This window comes from Shewanella sp. 433 (genome assembly GCF_059338565.1).
The window spans coordinates 1,738,890-1,756,589 of record NZ_CM181703.1 but is presented as its reverse complement, the minus strand read 5'-3'; the positions used below and the strand labels follow the sequence as shown (position 1 = coordinate 1,756,589).

Genomic DNA, 17,700 nt, shown 5'->3' with positions numbered 1-17,700 from the left:
GCTAAGAAGAGTATCTTGTTAACGCTGCTCGCCAGCACCGTTAACGGCTGTGTCCGCTCTCGGGACACAGGTAAAACCGTCACTACTAGTAAGCAAATGGATAGCACTTCCAGTAGTTTTTAATTTGGCCCCAGCGATGGGCTAGACCTTGCGGTTCAAAAATCAAAAACAAGATGATCACCAAGCCAATGGCCATCTCTTTGATATAGGCAAGGCCGTCGGTCACCATAGGGATGTCACCCCACGGGGTGTAATTCATTAACCCCACCATGCTCTCGAGCACTTCGGGCAGTAACACCATAAACACCACCCCCATTAAGGTGCCTTTTACCGACCCTAGCCCGCCGATGATCACCATGGCCAGAAACTGAATCGACATAAAAATGGTAAAGCCTTCCGCCGACACATAACCCAAATAGTGGCCATATAGCGCGCCACCAATGCCGGCATAAAAAGAGGAGATCCCAAAAGACAACAGACGATATTTATTTAATTTAACGCCCATGATCTCGGCAGAAAGATAATGGTCGCGCACCGCCACAAAGGCGCGGCCATCACGGCTTCGCATCAAGTTACAGCCCCAGATGTACATAAACACTAAGGCGAACAGCGCGATAAAGTAGAAGCTCAAGTCGGTATCAAATTCGAAACCAAACAGGTTAACTGGCGCAGCCATCGCCCCCGACGCACCGCCAGAAAACCATTCGGCGCGGCCAAAGAAGTCCTGAATAATGAACTGCGCTGCCAAGGTGGCGATAGCCAAGTACAAGCCCTTAATGCGCGCTGCCGGCATACCAAACATCATGCCAACCGCCATGGTTAAGAAACCCGCCAAGGGGATACAAAACACCACAGGAATATTGAAACTGGTATTGAGCCAAGCCGAGGCAAACGCACCAAAGCCAAAAAAGGCGCCGTGACCTAAGGAGATCTGTCCGGTAAAGCCCACCAGAATATTGAGCCCCAGGGCCGCAATACCAAGATAGGAGATTTGAATAAACAGGGTTAAAAAGTAACCGTCGAGCACCAACGGTGCCGCACACGCCAGAGCGATCACCATGATGGTTACTAATCGAATGGTACTGGTTTCGAAAATGGTGTTATCCGCCTTATAACTGGTGCGGAAATCACCACAGGGGCGCATCGCCAAACTAGACATAACAAACTCCTTGGGCCAATAGGTCAATCTCAAATAGTTGATTCATAATGCTATCCTCTAGATCCGCTCAATATCACGGGTGCCAAATAGGCCGTAAGGTTTAAACCACAAGATGATAAGCAACACATAAAAAGGCGCGATGTCGTACATGTTACCAATATGCAGATATTGGCTGTCGAAGAACTCGGCCACGTTTTCCAGCACGCCAATCACCACGCCGCCGACAATGGCACCGACAATGGAGTCTAGCCCGCCCAAGATCACCGCTGGAAACACCTTAATGCCGATAGAGGAGAGTGAGTCTGATACCCCGTTAACCATGCCAATCACCACACCTGCGGTGGCCGATACGGTGGCGGCAATGCCCCAGCTCATGGCAAAGACCTGCTTAACCGAAATGCCTAGGCTTTGTGCAACCTGCTGATCAAACGCGGTGGCGCGCATGGCTAACCCATGCTTAGAATATTTAAAGAACAGAAAGAAGCTCACCATGATCAGCAGCGCAATCACAGTACTCATCAAGTAGGCAAATTCGATATTGAGGCCAAAGATGGCCACCGACTGGGTATCAAACACCTGCGGATAGCTCTGGGGCGACACCCCAAAAATCCATTTAGTTAACGACTGGAAGAAAATCGACAGGCCGATAGTCACCATGATCACCGAAATTATCGGTTCGCCAATCATGGGGCGCAGCACTATCATCTGCAGTAACACGCCAAACGCGGCCATAAAACAGAGGGTTAATATAAAGCCTAAGAAAAAAGGTAACTGGAAGTAGGTTAAAAATGCCCAGCAGACCCACGCGCCCACCAGCAAAAACTCACCTTGGGCAAAGTTGACGATTTGGGTCGACTTATACACCAACACAAAACACATGCCGACAACCCCATACAACAGGCCGACTATCAGGCCGTTAATGATCAGTTGTAATAACAGTTCGAAATTCATGATGCTCTCCTTTGCGTGACATTGGCATCGGTAGCCGTAGGGCCATCGACCACGGTGGCGACCTTAAGTTGGGTTTTAATCCGCGACTGAGTGCCATCTTGGAAGGTGATCACTGTGTCGATATCCACATGGGGCTCATCGTTATAAATCGAGTCGATAATGTCGCCATACTTGTCGGCGATCACCCCACGGCGCACCTTACGGGTACGGGTGAGCTCACCGTCATCGGCATCGAGTTCTTTATATAACAAAATGAATTTATTGATTTTTTGTGCATCTGGCAGGGTTTCATTGACCCGCTGCACTTCAAGGCTGAGCTGCTCATACACCTCAGGCAAACTCGACAGGTTGGTGTAGTTGGTAAACGCCAAGCCTTGCTGCTCGGCCCACTTGGCGACAATACTGAAACGAATGCACAATATCGCCGACAAATAGGGTTTATCTTTGCCCAAAATCACCGCCTCACCGATAAAGGAGGAGAACTTGAGTTTGTTTTCGATATATTGTGGTGAGTACTGAATACCGTTACTGGTTTTAGCCAGATCTTTAATGCGGTCAATCACCACCAAATGACCCGATGGCTTGAAGTAACCAGCATCGCCGGTGTGCATCCAACCATCTTTGACATCTTCCAGATAAGCTTCATCGTCGCCTAAATACCCGTTAAACATGCCAACGGTTTTGGCGATAACCTCACCCACCCCTTCACTGTCGGTGTTGATCACTTTGAGTTCGGCGGTATCAAAGGCGACCCCAACGCTGTCGTAATCCACATCATCTTGCTGATGAATAGTGTAAGCGCCACACATCTCGGTTTGCCCATAGAGCTGACGCAGCGGAACGCCGATGCTTTGAAAAAACTTAAAGGTGTCTGGCCCCATCGCGGCGCCGCCGGTGGCTGCCGATTTTAAAAACGAGAACCCTAAACGATCACGCAGCGCCTTCATCAACAACCAATCGGCAAGCTGAGAACGTTTGCCCTGCGTCAGCCGTTGTTCGGCGCGCGCCATGGCAAAGTTAAACAGCTTTTGCTTAAAGGGGGTGGAGTCCATCATGCGCGCTTTGACATCGGCAAGAATGCCTTCCCACACACGGGGAGCGAGCAGCACAAAGCTAGGACCTATCTCGCGCAGATCCGCCATCATGGTCTCTTGCTCTTCCACAAAATTGACGATTTGCCGGGCAATTAATGCCTGCCCCACAGCATATACCTGCTCCATGATCCACGGCAGCGGCAAAACCGACACATAGTTATCACCCGGTGCCCTAGGATCGGCACGTAAATAGGAGCAGCAATGGTCGATAAATTTACTGCCTTGCAGCAACACAATTTTCGGCTTAGAGGTGGTGCCCGATGTGGTGCAATAGATGGCGATGTTGTCGGCCTTTCCGGCATCGACTAAGTTGTCATAATAGCGCGGTGAGGTGTTATCCACCTGCTGACCAATGCGGTAAATCTCTTCCACACTGATCAGGCGTGGGTCGTCATATTTACGCATGCCTCTTGGGTCGCAATAGACAATGTATTTTACCGACGGGATCTGGTCGCCCAGCTCGAGTAACTTATCGCACTGCTCTTCATCTTCAGCCACCACCACTTGGGCATTACTGCGATTAAGCAGATAAGCCACCTCTTCATGCATCGAGTCTTGGTAAATACCCAGCGAGTAACAACATAAGGCGTGGGCGGCCACCTCGCCCCACACCCACTCGGGGCGGTTTTCACCCAGTAGGGCAATGGTGGTGTTGGCTGTAATGCCTAAATGGTTAAATGCGAGCGCCATCCACTTGACGCGATTGTGATAATCTTGCCAGCTAAACTCGCTCCAAATGCCAAACTCTTTTTCACGCATGGCGATGTCGGCGCCCCAGTTAGCGGCGTTATGGCGCAAGATCTTGGGAAAGGTATCCATGCTTCCCATATCAAAGGATTGCGCTGCTTGATTTGACCTACTCATTAGACGACCTCTTTTAATTGCTCATTGTCTTCAAGCCCTAAATAAGCCTGTCTTACGTGCTCGTCGGCCATCACCTCATCCGGGAGACCACAAATAAGCCGCTTACCAAAATCGAGCACCATCACTTCGTGGGAGATATCCATCACCACGCCCATATCGTGCTCAATCATCACCACAGTGATGTCAAATTCTTCATTTAAGTCGAGGATATAACGTGCCATATCCTCTTTCTCTTCCAGGTTCATGCCTGCCATCGGCTCGTCAAGCAAAATCAGCTTGGGATTGAGTGCAATAGCGCGCGCCAATTCAACCCGTTTGCGCAGCCCGTATGACAAGGTGCCTGCGACAGATTTACGCACATGAGAGATGTCGAGAAAGTCGATGATCTCCTCGACGTGGCGACGATGACTCAGCTCCTCTTTTTGTGCCGGCGATGCCCAGTACAGCGGGCCCGTCAGCCAGTTATTTTTCATCAGGTGATGACGCCCAACCATGATGTTGTCGAGCACCGACATATGGCCAAACAGCGCCAAGTTTTGGAAGGTGCGCCCAATGCCAAGGTCGGCGCGATCGTTAGGGCGCATGTGGGTCACATCTTGGCCGTCAAAATGAATCGAGCCCTGCTGCGGGCGATAACGGCCTGAAATGCTGTTAAGCATCGAGGTCTTGCCCGCACCATTTGGACCAATGATGGAGAAAACGGCGCCGCGATTGACCTCAAAACTGACATCGGTCAGCGCCTTAACGCCACCAAATGCCAGTGAAATCTGCTCGACTTTTAAAATGGTCTCTGTCACACCCATACTCCTTTTAAAAAAACGCTTATCTCGCCTTGAGCGCAGCGCGGTTTATCTCAACCCGCTAGCTCACTTAACTGGTAGCGCTGTATTGTGGTGTCAAAACTGATGTCAAAAAGGCGAGGGGCACATTGCCGCCTCGCCAAGTGGTGGGTCTAGAGGGCGTAGCGCATAGACAGTTGCACGTAGTCTGAATCGACGTTTTGCTCATCCATGGCAAAATTGCCCACCTCAACACCTATGGCTAGTGCTGGCGTGAGATTTTGGAACAAATTAACGCTCCATTGGCTGCGCTCAATATTGGTTTCATCGGTTTCTAGGTAGCCATAAAGCACGGTACTTCTGAGGGTATCGGTCCAGTAATGACGGTAGGCCGCTAAATACGAGGTGGTGCTTTCTACCTCTTCGCCCACTAAGTCTTGCACGGCGCCCACGCCCACATAACGCCCCACATCACCTAGGTGCACCTGAAAGCGAAAATCATCTTTGCCAAAGGTGTTAACCACGCCGGCGATAGAGCCACCAAAGGCGGTCTCACTGTTACCCGTTGTGGTATTAAGGTTGCGGCCTAGAGCCGAAAACGACACATTACCCCAGTCGCCTTTAAGGTTGTAACGCGCGACCACATCGGGCAAGTCGTCATTAGCCGTATCGCCGCCGACACTCTCTGGATTTTCTATCGACACCTGGAAATTGCCCATGTCGTAACGCACCTGCCCCTGACGCACAAACGCTAAACCAATGGTGGCACCGGCAAAGTCGGCCGTTTCAGGTATGGCACTGGTGTTCATAAAGGTGGTCCAGGTTTGCCCAGCCGTCAGCCCTTTGTATTTTATAAAGGCGTGGCGCAGGCGTGGATTAGCCGAATTCGATACCACCTCGCTACCGCCACCACCATAAAAATCCATCTCAATAAAGCCCATCACATCGCCATGGACATACTTGGTGTTAAAGCGTGATTCGTTAGCAAAAATCTTAAATTGATTCGCACTTTCTGCGAGCGGCTGACCCGCTCCTATCCAAAAGTCGCGGTAGGCAACGTCACCAGACACGTAACGCGCATCGGCTTTTAGGTAACCGCCAAATGACAACTTGCCCTCGTCGCCGACCTCAAAGTCAAATGCAGCAGCGGCAGAACCCGCCACGAGGCAGAGTGAAGTAGCAAGCGTGATGTTTTTTATGGTTGAAGTGAGCATCGTTTTTCCCCTGTTTAGTCTGCCTCCAAGATGGACATATAACCTTGAAGGCTCAATTGGGAATAGGTATTAATGCACAGGGCTTAGATCCCTTGGCTTACACCATGGGACTTAGTCACCAAGGCGTAATCAGCAAGCATTAACCAATAAGGGGTAACCCATAAGTCGTAAGACAAAAGTGTGTGTCATCTCAACTGCCCTCAAGTGGGCAAACTAAGCAAGCCCTTAAGACTTAAGTCGGTAGCCTATATGTGATGCAGATCGCACAAAATGTGATAAGTTAATTTACATAACAATCACAGCAGTGGGCTGCCTAGCCACAACACTGCGCCGCAATAGGTTTAGCGCTACCATGTTTCCTAATTGGCTCTTAGTGACCATCAGCATCAGCTATATCGGTTTGCTGTTTTTGATGGCATTTATCGGTGACAAATACCGCGATAAGCTGTTTAAACAGCAACATAAGATTATCTATTCACTGTCTCTTGGGGTGTACTGCACCTCGTGGGGCTTTCTGGGGACTGCAGGGCAAGCGGCGAACAACTCGTTTGCTTACTTACCTGTGTATATTGCGCCTATTTTACTGTTTATTTTCGCTTGGCCCTTTATTCAGCGGGTGATACGGGTCTGTTTGCGGCTCAATATCACCTCGATTGCCGACCTGCTCGCGTCCCGCTTTGGTAAATCGCCGCTATTGGCAGTAGTGGTGACCTTAGTCGCCCTGTTCGGCACCCTGCCCTATATAGCCTTGCAGCAAAAAGCGATTGTTAACTCCTATGAAATTTTGCGCCAAGACCACCTCTTATCATCGTGGCAGTTGGGTCTGGTGGTGAGTTTAATCTTGGCCGGTTTTACCATTATCTTTGGCGTGCGCGCCATCGATGTCACTGAGCGCCACCCAGGTATGATGCTGGCGATTGCCTTTGAATCTCTGGTCAAGCTTATCGCTTATCTCACCATCGGGATTTTTGTCTCCTTTTTTCTCTTTGAGTCGCCCCTAGAGATATGGCGTCAGGCCAGCGCGCTCTCCCCTATCACCACCGAGTTTGCCTACCCCAATATTATTTCGATGTTTGGCTTACTGTTTATCGTGATGTCAGCGTTTTTGTGTCTGCCGCGCCAGTTTCAGGTGTTGATTGTGGAGCTAAAAGAGCAAAAACACGCGCTATGGAGCCGCTGGACGTTTCCGCTGTATGTGTTGGTCTTTGCTTTTTTTGCCACCCCGCTGGGACAGGCAGGCAATATTCTCTATGGCGATTCGTTGCAAAGTGATGCTTATGTATTGTTTTTACCCACGGTTAACGGCGATCTTTGGTTAGGCTTGTTTAGCTTTCTTGGGGCGATTTCGGCGGCCAGCTCTATGGTGATCATCTCGACCATCGCCCTGAGTACCATGCTCAGTAACGAGGTGGTGTTTCCCACCCTATTTAAGATCAATAATATCCACAGCAACGACTTTCATAAATTTCGCTCACACCTGCTCAATATACGTAAAGCACTGGTATTAGTGGTGATATTTATGAGCTATGGCATGTTCCTTATCGCCCCCCCCGACACCCTATCCTCACTTGGAGAAGTGGCTTTTGGCGCTATCGCGCAAATTGGTCCGGCGTTCTTTGCCGCATTTTTATGGCGCCGCGTGACCCTGATTGGTGTGTTGGTGGGGATAAGTGCAGGCTTCAGCTTGTGGTTGACACTGAACTTACTGCCACAGCTTGGCTTGTATCCACATCCCTTTGCTGGCAGCGACTACTCCATGACGACCATGGCGACCTTAGTGGGCTTGTTTGTCAATATCATGACTATCTGGTTGGTGTCTTCCTTTACCCGTCAAAGCGTGCATGAGCAGATGCAAATCGGCCACTTTATCGAGCGACCAGAGCTGGATAAATTACAGCAAGAGGTGCCCAAAAACGTTAATCCGACCGAGCTTGAACTCTTAGTGGCGCGCTTTGTGGGCAAAGATAAGGCCGCCCAAGGCTTTTACCATTTTTTTGCATGTCAGCCCCAACCTATTGTCGATAAAAACGCCCATAATCAGGCGCTGATTTTCTATACCGAAAACATGCTTGCCAGCGTAATGGGGTCAGCGTCGGCGCGCTTAGTGCTCTCTTATGCCCTCAATGGCCGCGATATTGCCATTGAAGATGTGGCCCAGTTGGTGGAAGTCGCCTCCAGCCATCGGATGGAGTTTAGCCGTTCGGTACTCCATAGCGCGATTGAAAATGCCAGTGAAGGGATTTCGGTGATCGACAGAGATCTCAAGTTAGTGGCCTGGAACCAACACTATTTGAACCTGTTTAACTATCCGGACGACCTGATCTACATAGGTTGCCCGGTGAGCCAACTTATCGAATATAACCTCAGCGTGGGCAAACGCTACATTGCCAATCTCGATGAGCAGGTAGAGCGGCGGTTGGATTTTTTACGTCAAGGCAGTCATCACAGCACAGAGCGCCAGCAGCCCGATGGTAAGACCATTCGCATTCAGGGCAATCCGATCCCCGATGGTGGTTTTGTGATGATTTTTTCCGATATCACTATCTATCGCGAAGCGGAAAAACTGCTCAAAGAGAAAAACCTCGATCTAGAGGCCCGAGTCTCTGAGCGCACCAAAAAGATGGAGCAAGCCAACGCCCAGCTGGCCCAGTCCAACGCCGAGCTGGCTCAGGCGCTGCAAAAAGTGGAGCAGGCTCACCAGAAAAAAAGCCAATATCTCAAGGCGTGCAGCCATGATCTCCTGCAGCCCCTGTCGGCGGCCAGATTATTTTCCTCCGCCTTTGTGCAAAATGGTCAGCTCAGTGCCAAACAAAAACAGCAGATAGGCTATATCGACAATGCCCTGCAGGTGGCTAACGAACTGCTACTGGATCTTAATGAGGTATCACGTATTGAAAGTGGCACGGTAGTGCCCGAAATTACCGCCTTCGCCCTGCAAGAGGTGCTGGACTCGCTTAAAGAAGAGTTTAGCGCCATGGCGGCGGCATCTAAGGTTAAGTTCAAGTTGATTAACACCTCGGTGTGGATCCGCAGTGATAAAGTGTTGCTCAGACGCATCTTACAAAACCTGGTCAGCAATGCGTTTCGCTACGCGGGGAATGGTAAAATAGTACTGGGTTGTCGCAGGCAAGCAACTGGCGTATTAGTGCAAGTGGTCGACGATGGCCCAGGGATCCCAGCCGACAAACAGGCGATGATCTTTGAGCAGTTCACCCGCCTGCAGCATTCGGGGCATGATGGCGTTAACGGTTTAGGGTTAGGCTTAAACATTGCACAAGGATTAGCCGGGTTACTGCAACATCAGCTGACCTTATCGTCCGAGGTGGGCAGCGGCAGCATCTTCAGTTTGGCGGTGCAAACGGTCACGGCTCAGCCCTGTACAACAATTGCCACTCAGGCAGATATTTTGACTCTCAATGGGGTGCACGTCTTGGTGGTCGATAACGATCCTAACGTACTCAATGGCATGACAGAGTTGCTGGCAGGCTGGCGCTGCCAAGTCTACGGGGCATCGACGCCAGAGCGAGCCAAAGCGCTGTTTAAGCAATATGCTGCCAATATCGATATTGTATTGATGGACTATCAACTCGATGATAACCAAAATGGTTTGGATTTAATGAGTCAGCTACAAGCCCTGTCACCCCATCCGGTGCCAGCAGTGCTGATCACCGCCACCATAGATGAAAGCGTGGTATTGCAGGCCAAAGCCTTAGGTTATGGGTATCTACGCAAAATCATTAAACCCATCGCACTGCGGGCGGTGATGAGCGCCACACTGGCGAGTAGCCTACACAATAACTACTCGGCGCCCACATCGGCTAATTATGCCGCCGGCGAACGAGAACCTTAATAACGAGTTGTCATCGCAACTAGGCATGGCTAGCGGCTTAATCGAGTAATAGAGAGTGGCTATCGATGAGGTGGAGTCTGCTTAATCATATTAACGTTAGCCATGTAAACTTAGTCGTTAGGCCTGCTCAGGCTGCGGCGTCTTATCCAGATATAACTGACTCATGGCAATCACGGCCTGAGTGCGAGTATGGACGCCTAATTTTAGGAAAATCGCACTGGCGTGGGCCTTGATGGTCGCTTCAGATAAACCCAGCTCGTAGGCAATTTGCTTATTGAGTAGGCCATCGGCAAACATCATTAAAATGCGGTGTTGCCGCGGCGATAAACTGGCAATTTTACTGCTCATACTGTCTAAGGTGACCGAGGCTAAGTCGCCACAACCCTGAGGGATCCATTGCTGCCCCGCCAGCACAGCCTTGATGGCTTTAACCATCTCATCGACCGCCGTCGACTTAGGGATAAAGCCTGCCGCGCCAAAGGAGATGCTCTTGCCTACGGTTAGCTTATCTTCTTGGCCAGAGATCACTAATACACCAATCTGTGGGTAACTATTACGGATATTGACTAAGGTATTAAAACCATGAGCATTAGGAATATTAAGGTCTAATAACAGCAGGTCGGCATCGTCATGAGCCATTAACAGCGCTTCGAGTTGACCCACGCTTTCGGCCTCTAACAAGGTTATGTTGTCGAACTGACTGGTTAGGATATTGACTAATGCTTGTCTAAACAGTGGATGGTCATCAGCTATTATTATTTTTAGTGGCTGTAACATGGTTAATCCCTCAAATGTAGATTTTTCCAGTCTACCGCAACCTCCGATATTATCAAATCTGCCCAGTTGGCAACAAAGTAGACGCCACTTCAAACTTAACATATTAATTACAATAAGATAGGCTTATATCTCTTGCTGAAACACATTTTCAGGCTTGGGTAAATATAGACTTATTAACTAGACGATATCGGCAGCACTTTATGTTAGGGTCGCGCTTTGCTGCCAAGCCCTAAAATACGCTAGCGCTGATGATAGGAAGCAAACATCACAGCAGCCATTACCTGATAAAAAGATGCCATGTCACTTGAACATCAACAGCCGCTCACATATTCTAAATTAATAACAACTTGATGACATAGCGCATATTTGACCAACACGCAAAACCAATAACAATTAAAAATAAGTGTTTATTTTTAATAAGATAGTAGCTTAACGATAGTAAGGGATGAACTTGCCGGACACAACAGCGTTAGTCTTGGGGGGTGGGGGTGCAAGAGCCGCTTATCAGATAGGGGTGCTCAAGGCGATTGTGCAATTTTATCCTCGTAATCATGGCATCCCTTTTAAGATCATTTGTGGCACCTCAGCGGGGGCGATCAATGGTACTTCTATAGCGACTCACGCCTCCTGTTTTCATCTTGGGGTTCGTAAGCTCGAGTGGATTTGGCGCCATTTTAATACCCATATGGTCTACCGCTCCTCCTTTGGTGGCGTATTTTCACACCTGGCTAAAATGGCATTAATGGGATTACAAGATGAGCGGATCAATCCCGAACCTGGCAGCCTATTTGACAATGAACCGCTGCGTGGTCTACTCAATGAAGTAATCAACTTTGCTCGCATCGACAGAAATATTGCCAATGGCGCCCTGCACGCCTTAAGTATTGACACCTCATGCTATAACTCGGCACGTTCAGTGACCTTTTTTCAAGCCAGTCGCCAAATTGAAGAGTGGAATCGAGCCCGCCGTGGCGGTCAACGGACACAGTTAAATACCGAACATTTACTGGCGAGCGCGGCGATCCCTTTGGTGTTTCCCTCGGTCAAGCTCAACCGAGGTTATTATGGTGATGGCTCAGTGCATCAACTGGCTCCACTGAGCAGCCCGATTCATTTAGGGGCCCAAAAAATTATGGTGATTAATTTAGAGAGCCCACATAAACAGCTACATCAGGAGATGGAACATCATCCTAAGACGGCGACCATTGCGGGTCACCTATTAGATACTATCTTCTCTGACACGCTCAACAGTGACTTAGAACGATTACAGCGTATTAACAGTACCTTGAGTTTGATCCCAGAAGCGGCGCGCCAACAAGTTTCGCTTAAACCTATCGATACCTTAGTGATTAAACCCAGCGAAGACTTAAGCCAAATTGCGGCGCAGTACTATCATAAGATGCCGCTGGCGGTGCGCACATTACTGCGCCTTATCGGCATTAATCAGCAATCGGACTCGAGTATCGCCTCCTATCTGCTGTTTGAGCAGCCCTATTGTGGCGCATTAATTAATTTGGGCTATCAAGATGCCATGTGTCAGATTGATGAGATTAAAGCGTTTTTTAATATCGACTCATCATACTAATTCACCCTGCCGTCAATACCAGGCTGCGATAGCATTTGCTGCACAGCAACGTCAGCCCACAGGCGATAGCTCGACTCACTGGGGTGAAATCCATCAGCTGCCAGCGAATCATGACTCAAAGGAAGTTGCAGTGATAGCAGGTAGCAACGGCTCTTTGAGGCGAGCAATTGTTGTAAACGCCGATTAAATTCATCGCTTCGTTGTCCTACAAACCAGCGCAGTGGCTGTGGGAATGCCAAAAATGCCCCTAACGGCGGCACGGGTGTAAGTAGTAACTGCGCCTCTGGCGAGTGTTGCCTGAGCTCATGCAGTAAACATTCTGTACTGCTAAGCCATTTCGTCACCCTTAACGGGCTAAGCACGTCATTAACACCTAGAGACAGCAACACCACATCATATTGCCCTTGGCGTAAACTGGCTTGCCAAGACTCACTGCTGAGCTTAGCCAATGTTTTGTTTGTGGTTAAGCCACTGCGAGCAAGCAAGGTCCAACGCACGACATAATGTTCGCTTAACCGTTTGGTCAAATAGCCGCTTAGTGCCTGTTGCTGCAAATCCACCCCCACTCCCGCCGCAGCTGAGTCGCCTAAAATAAGGATATTAATGCTCTTTATCAACGACGTATCAGCAGTTCCACAAGCCTCCTTAGCCAATGCAAAATCCAACATATTGTGACTCGACTCAATCAAGCCTTCACGTGGCCCCTTAGCTTCTGGTAATTTAGGCGTTACCCGCTTAACCCATAAGGCCTGTAGCACTAACATTGGTGTAAGCAAAGGCAGTAATAGGGTCGCTAACCACGATTGCATCCGCTCCTCCTTTTTGTGCTGACTCATCATATGTCACTTACTGCTATCATGCTGCGCCTCAATAACACGCCTTAATCACTCACCCTTGCAATAAAAAATGTTCCGCTTTCTCGACACGCCTAGGTTTACCCAGCAAAATTAAAATATCACCGGGCCTGATAAGCCAGGTCAGATCGGGGCTTTCCACTTCAGCGCCGGCTCGCCTGACAGCGCGTAACTCTACCCGTAACTCTTGCCATGGGATATCGGCTAAGGTTTGGCCCACCACTTGCGCCCCCTTGGGCAGTGCTACCGCATGCAGTAACTCTAAGGTAAAGTCAGTCTCCTCTCCTGAAAAAAAACCGTGCAGATATTGATAATGGTTACGACGTTCATATTCGAGCCGTTTTAAGATGCGCGTCAGTGGCACACCACACTGATACAGCACCTGCGATACCAACATTAAACTGCCCTCGAGCGACTCGGGGATCACCTGGCTTGCACCCGCTTGTTCGAGCGCTTCCATGCCCTCATCATCGCGTGTTCTGACTAAAATGTTGGCATCGGGTGCCAACTGGCGACACAAAGGCAATACCTCATCTAACACCCGCGCACTGCTAAAAGTAATCACGATTAACTTGGCTTGCCGTATTTGCGCTTGTTTTAAAATAGCCCGTTTAGCCACATCACCAAAGTACACCGGCTCTCCGGCGCGGCGGGCTTCGGTCACTCGAGTGGGATCAAGGTCGAGTACAAGATAAGGCACCGCTTCGGTTTTCATAAAGCGAGCAATGGTCTGCCCGACTCTGCCATAGCCTAAAATCAACACCAGATCTTTACTGTGCTCCATTGGCGGTATGCCTTGCCCCTCTAACTCACTCTTAAATCTACTGCCCTGTAAGCGCCGTGCAATATCGACGCTGTGCTTAACCAGCCATGGCGCTATCGCCATTGACAGCACCGCCACCATTACCAGCTTAGTACTGACGGTGATCTCCAATAACTGGTAATTGACCGCCAGTGCCAGCACCACAAAACTAAACTCCCCCACCTGAGCTAAACTGATCGCACTGGCCACCGAGGTACGAAACGATTCTTTAGCGGCGCGAAGTAAGCCATACACAATCAATGCCTTAGCCACTATCACCGCTACCACCAGCAAGAGTACCTGCCACCAAAAATCGACCACCAAACCAAAATCGAGCAGCATACCGATTGAGATAAAAAACAGCCCCATTAACAAGTCCCGAAAGGGGCGAATATCGGCCTCTAACTGGCGCTTATATTGGCTTTCCCCAAGTAACATCCCCGCCATAAACGCCCCTAAAGCCATGGATAACCCCAGCCATTGAGTCACTGCGCCAGTCACCAAGGCCACCACTAGGGTTGATAATACAAACAACTCATTGGATCGCGAGCGAGCCACCTCATCAAACAACTTAGGCAGAGCCCACTTACCAAAGGCCATTAACGCGATGAAGGCGAATACCCCCTCTACCATAGCAAGACCGATACTTTGCCAACTTAACGGCTCACCGTCTGAGGCCAGTAAGGGCATTAAAATCAGCAGAGGGACTACGGCAAGATCTTGAAACAGCAACACACTAACCGACAGTTCACCGTGGCGACGACGCAGCCACCCCTGTTCGTTGAGCAGCTTAAGAACTATGGCGGTGGAAGATAAAGCGATGGCCGCGCCGACAATAATCGACTCATTAATGCTCAGCCCCATCATTAAGCTGATACACATACTAAGCAAAACAGTGACAAAGACTTGCGCACTACCTAGGCCAAATACAGTGCGGCGCATGGCCCACAGGCGTGGTAAAGAAAATTCTAATCCTAGCGAGAACATCAACAGTACTACACCAAGCTCGGCCACCGAATGTATTTGCTGCTGGCTAAACCAATTGAATACCGATGGACCACTGAGGGCCCCAGTAACTAAATAAGCTAAAATAGCCGGCAAGCCCAAACGGCGAAACATCGCAATGGCGACGATCGCTATCATCAGCATCAATAAAATTTTAATCAGAAAGCTATGTTCCATTTAGGCTCCAAATCAGCCATTCCTCCCTACCAACATGACAATGCCCTGACGCATTCTGCTCGATGCTCGACCGAACATAGATGAGGTCACATTTGAAATGTTGACACACGCAACACCTTACCTTGTCAGGGTTTATTGAGCTTGTCAAAATCCTGACGCCCGATTTACTACCTTTATGTAACCGAGGTAACTGAATGACAAATATAGAGAAATAATCAATTAAAAATGTAGGCACGATAATTGCTTTATTTTTAGCATATCTCTAGTCCAATTTTTTGTGGAGTTAATGCATGGACTTTGCCTTAGCTAGCGAGTTTTCACCCGGCGAATATCGTTACCAGCCGGCATATCGTCAAGCCAGTATGGACTCACCCAATATGGTGACCATAGTGCAACAGCTACACCAGCATTTAGACCCGGCATCTGTCTTTAGCTGTTACGGCAAAGTGGTCGGCCAATATTTGCCTGTCAACGGCATAAAGCTGCACTTTAAAGAGTATCAGCTAAGCTGGGGCAGTGAGCAAGGTTTGCAAATAAAACAACACCTGCCCATTGAAGGCAGCAGTGCTGTTATTGAATATCGCCTCAATGCGCCGATGCTAAATTCGCAAACCGAATTACTTTATCAACTGCAGGCATTATTAGCGCGTCCGCTATTTAACGCAGCGCAGTATGAGCAGGTGGCTAAACAGGCGATGTACGATGCATTAACTCAACTGGGTAATCGTCGTTATTACATCGAAAGCCTCAAGCAATCGCTAGCCAGAGCCACTCGTCACGACGAACCTTTATCATTAATCTTATTAGATTTAGATCATTTTAAGACGCTTAACGATAGATACGGACACCACATTGGCGATGAGACGCTCATTACATTCGGGCAAACCATTAATCAGGCAATCCGTAGCAGCGACCAGGCTTTTCGTATCGGTGGCGATGAGTTTACTATATTAGTGCAAGGCAACGCACAAGCGGCAAGCCTCATTTGTCAGCGCATATTGACCATGATGCAGCATAATAATCAGCAACATAATAGAGAGATTTATACCAGCTTAGGTGTCGCCGAGTGGCAAGCTATGGATAACGCCGAAAACCTCTACCTGCGCGCAGATAAAGCCTTATATGATGCCAAGGTCGCTGGTCGTCGCTGTTATAGGATCGCAGAATAACATGAGATATTTGAAGCTAAGTCAACTATCTCTAACTAACTACAAAGCTTAAACAACGCACTCAAAAACCACCCCCACGTCATCGGCCATCGCGATATCTCGCTTTTCTATCCAGTAGCCCACCGCGGCAACGAGATTGTCATCAAAATAGATAAGCGGCACTTGATCGCGCATCCACGGCGGTACGGCTAACTCCTGCCACAGTTTTTTTAACTCACGTCCCTTATCTCGAAAATGGGGATGACAACGCAGCGCCCCTGGCGCACCAAAGCGTACGCTCACCCGCTCATCTGCCATAGGAAGGCGCAAGCGATCGCCGTGACAACAGCGCTTAGCCTGCAATGAGATGGTGTCCGTTATCGGCCAATGTTGTAATGGCGCATCGCTAACGCAAATATTAATTGGCGCTAACTTTGTATGAGGTTGATATCTATCGATATAGAGCTGATGACGAAAGCGGCGTAACACCATAGCGTTAAGCCTGATTTCGACCTTAGCATCTTCTTTAGCGTCAATGAGTTGCACCAGAACCTGTTTAAGCTGCGCTGCAGATGGCATGGCAAACCCGAGAGAGTCGATAAAACCCCTTAATAACTGCGCGCGCCACGGCGCTGATTGCTGGGCTAACAAACGTAAATCTAATACAGGCCTGCTTGAGTTAGCGGTATCTTGCAACATGACGGGTAAGCGAGAGGCTACCTCGTCATCAATCAAGGCTTGCTGCTCGGCGCACAGCTGCGCGCTGCGAGCACTGGTGGCGGCAATGGCCGGCCAGCGCGCACGCAAAGCGGGGATCACCTCAAGACGCAGGAAGTTTCTGTCAAAACGATTATCTAAATTGCTCTCATCTTCGATATGTTCAATGGCGTGAGTGGCCGCAAATTGCTCGACCTGTTGCCGGCTAATATCGAGCAAGGGACGTAGCAACCACTTATCTTGATGAAATGCTTGTATTGCGCCCATGGCGGCCAGTCCCTTGGGACCCAAACCGCGCTTTAACGCCAATAATAAGGTCTCTAGCTGATCGTCTTGATGATGCGCCGTCAATAGCAGATCGCCTGCAGTTAACTCTTGGGCTAAGGCGTGGTATCTGGCGTCGCGCGCCGCGGCTTCTAGGCTTACCCTAGGCCCAGTGTTCACCGCAACTTGCTTAACCTTAATGGGTAGGTCGTATGCTAAGGCGCGCCCTTGGCAATGGGTTGCCCAGCACCCGGCATTGTCACTTAACCCATGATGCACATGTACCAACAGATAACGATACTCGGGATACTGCTTGGCAAACTGGGCCAAACCAAAAGCCAAAACTTCAGAATCGACGCCGCCACTGTAGGCCAGCACCAGTTGAGTGCCAGGCGGTGGCGTTAACTGCGCGATTAATGCCGCAATTTGCTCTGCGGGCTGCCAAGCGGTGGCGTTCATA

The 17,700-nt window shown here is 49.4% G+C and carries 12 protein-coding genes; 3 read left to right on the top strand and 9 right to left on the bottom strand.

The genetic code is table 11. The annotated features are described in order from the left end of the window. Positions 1–85: 85 nt before the first annotated feature. The 5 genes from AC5YB1_RS07805 to AC5YB1_RS07785 all read right to left on the bottom strand — a co-directional run bounded on the left by AC5YB1_RS07805 (position 86) and on the right by AC5YB1_RS07785 (position 6,061). Positions 86–1,159, bottom strand: a complete 1,074-nt coding sequence (locus AC5YB1_RS07805; RefSeq protein ID WP_494521367.1) for a branched-chain amino acid ABC transporter permease — start codon at positions 1,157–1,159, stop codon at positions 86–88. A 57-nt stretch (positions 1,160–1,216) separates the two neighbouring features. Next, entirely contained in the window at positions 1,217–2,110 is an 894-nt protein-coding gene (locus AC5YB1_RS07800) for a branched-chain amino acid ABC transporter permease (protein WP_110458633.1), read from the bottom strand. Beyond that, on the bottom strand, positions 2,107–4,068 hold the full coding sequence (locus AC5YB1_RS07795) for a long-chain fatty acid--CoA ligase (RefSeq protein WP_494521366.1): 1,962 nt from the start codon (positions 4,066–4,068) through the stop codon (positions 2,107–2,109). The genes AC5YB1_RS07800 and AC5YB1_RS07795 overlap by 4 nt, the downstream gene beginning before the upstream one ends. Then, positions 4,068–4,865, bottom strand: coding sequence for an ABC transporter ATP-binding protein (locus AC5YB1_RS07790; protein ID WP_494521365.1), 798 nt, complete (start codon positions 4,863–4,865; stop codon positions 4,068–4,070). The genes AC5YB1_RS07795 and AC5YB1_RS07790 overlap by 1 nt, the downstream gene beginning before the upstream one ends. Before the next feature lie 155 nt (positions 4,866–5,020). After that, on the bottom strand, positions 5,021–6,061 hold the full coding sequence (locus AC5YB1_RS07785) for a DcaP family trimeric outer membrane transporter (RefSeq protein WP_494521364.1): 1,041 nt from the start codon (positions 6,059–6,061) through the stop codon (positions 5,021–5,023). Positions 6,062–6,413: 352 nt separating this feature from the next. Here AC5YB1_RS07785 and AC5YB1_RS07780 point away from each other — a divergent pair, with 352 nt between their 5' ends. Continuing rightward, the gene (locus AC5YB1_RS07780) at positions 6,414–9,911 is read left to right on the top strand and encodes a sensor histidine kinase (protein WP_494521363.1); all 3,498 of its coding nucleotides are present in this window, start codon (positions 6,414–6,416) and stop codon (positions 9,909–9,911) included. Positions 9,912–10,028: 117 nt separating this feature from the next. Here the strand turns inward: AC5YB1_RS07780 and AC5YB1_RS07775 are convergent, their stop codons facing one another. Further along, the gene (locus AC5YB1_RS07775) at positions 10,029–10,688 is read right to left on the bottom strand and encodes a response regulator transcription factor (RefSeq protein ID WP_494521362.1); all 660 of its coding nucleotides are present in this window, start codon (positions 10,686–10,688) and stop codon (positions 10,029–10,031) included. A 451-nt stretch (positions 10,689–11,139) separates the two neighbouring features. Here AC5YB1_RS07775 and AC5YB1_RS07770 point away from each other — a divergent pair, with 451 nt between their 5' ends. Beyond that, the gene (locus tag AC5YB1_RS07770) at positions 11,140–12,273 is read left to right on the top strand and encodes a patatin-like phospholipase family protein (protein ID WP_494521361.1); all 1,134 of its coding nucleotides are present in this window, start codon (positions 11,140–11,142) and stop codon (positions 12,271–12,273) included. On the opposite strand, the gene AC5YB1_RS07765 is transcribed toward AC5YB1_RS07770, so the two are convergent. After that, positions 12,270–13,082, bottom strand: coding sequence for an SGNH/GDSL hydrolase family protein (locus AC5YB1_RS07765; protein WP_494521360.1), 813 nt, complete (start codon positions 13,080–13,082; stop codon positions 12,270–12,272). The genes AC5YB1_RS07770 and AC5YB1_RS07765 overlap by 4 nt on opposite strands. Positions 13,083–13,161: 79 nt before the next feature. Then, positions 13,162–15,111, bottom strand: coding sequence for a monovalent cation:proton antiporter family protein (locus tag AC5YB1_RS07760; protein ID WP_494521359.1), 1,950 nt, complete (start codon positions 15,109–15,111; stop codon positions 13,162–13,164). Between the two features lie 290 nt (positions 15,112–15,401). On the opposite strand from AC5YB1_RS07760, the gene dgcS reads away from it, so the two are divergent. Next, complete coding sequence (dgcS, locus tag AC5YB1_RS07755; protein WP_494521358.1) at positions 15,402–16,280, top strand: diguanylate cyclase DgcS; 879 nt, start codon at positions 15,402–15,404, stop codon at positions 16,278–16,280. 48 nt (positions 16,281–16,328) lie between these two features. Here dgcS and tilS read toward each other — a convergent pair whose 3' ends face one another. Continuing rightward, on the bottom strand, positions 16,329–17,699 hold the full coding sequence (gene tilS / locus AC5YB1_RS07750; protein WP_494521357.1) for a tRNA lysidine(34) synthetase TilS: 1,371 nt from the start codon (positions 17,697–17,699) through the stop codon (positions 16,329–16,331). Position 17,700: the final 1 nt, after the last annotated feature.

What these genes read in the sequence shown, in the direction of transcription:
- AC5YB1_RS07765 (WP_494521360.1), bottom strand. Translation starts at nt 13,082, where the DNA reads ATGCAATCGTGGTTAGCGACCCTATTACTGCCTTTGCTTACACCAATG.
- AC5YB1_RS07795 (WP_494521366.1), bottom strand. Translation starts at nt 4,068, where the DNA reads ATGAGTAGGTCAAATCAAGCAGCGCAATCCTTTGATATGGGAAGCATG.
- AC5YB1_RS07760 (WP_494521359.1), bottom strand. Translation starts at nt 15,111, where the DNA reads ATGGAACATAGCTTTCTGATTAAAATTTTATTGATGCTGATGATAGCG.
- dgcS (WP_494521358.1), top strand. Translation starts at nt 15,402, where the DNA reads ATGGACTTTGCCTTAGCTAGCGAGTTTTCACCCGGCGAATATCGTTAC.
- AC5YB1_RS07805 (WP_494521367.1), bottom strand. Translation starts at nt 1,159, where the DNA reads ATGTCTAGTTTGGCGATGCGCCCCTGTGGTGATTTCCGCACCAGTTAT.
- AC5YB1_RS07780 (WP_494521363.1), top strand. Translation starts at nt 6,414, where the DNA reads ATGTTTCCTAATTGGCTCTTAGTGACCATCAGCATCAGCTATATCGGT.
- tilS (WP_494521357.1), bottom strand. Translation starts at nt 17,699, where the DNA reads ATGAACGCCACCGCTTGGCAGCCCGCAGAGCAAATTGCGGCATTAATC.
- AC5YB1_RS07800 (WP_110458633.1), bottom strand. Translation starts at nt 2,110, where the DNA reads ATGAATTTCGAACTGTTATTACAACTGATCATTAACGGCCTGATAGTC.
- AC5YB1_RS07785 (WP_494521364.1), bottom strand. Translation starts at nt 6,061, where the DNA reads ATGCTCACTTCAACCATAAAAAACATCACGCTTGCTACTTCACTCTGC.
- AC5YB1_RS07775 (WP_494521362.1), bottom strand. Translation starts at nt 10,688, where the DNA reads ATGTTACAGCCACTAAAAATAATAATAGCTGATGACCATCCACTGTTT.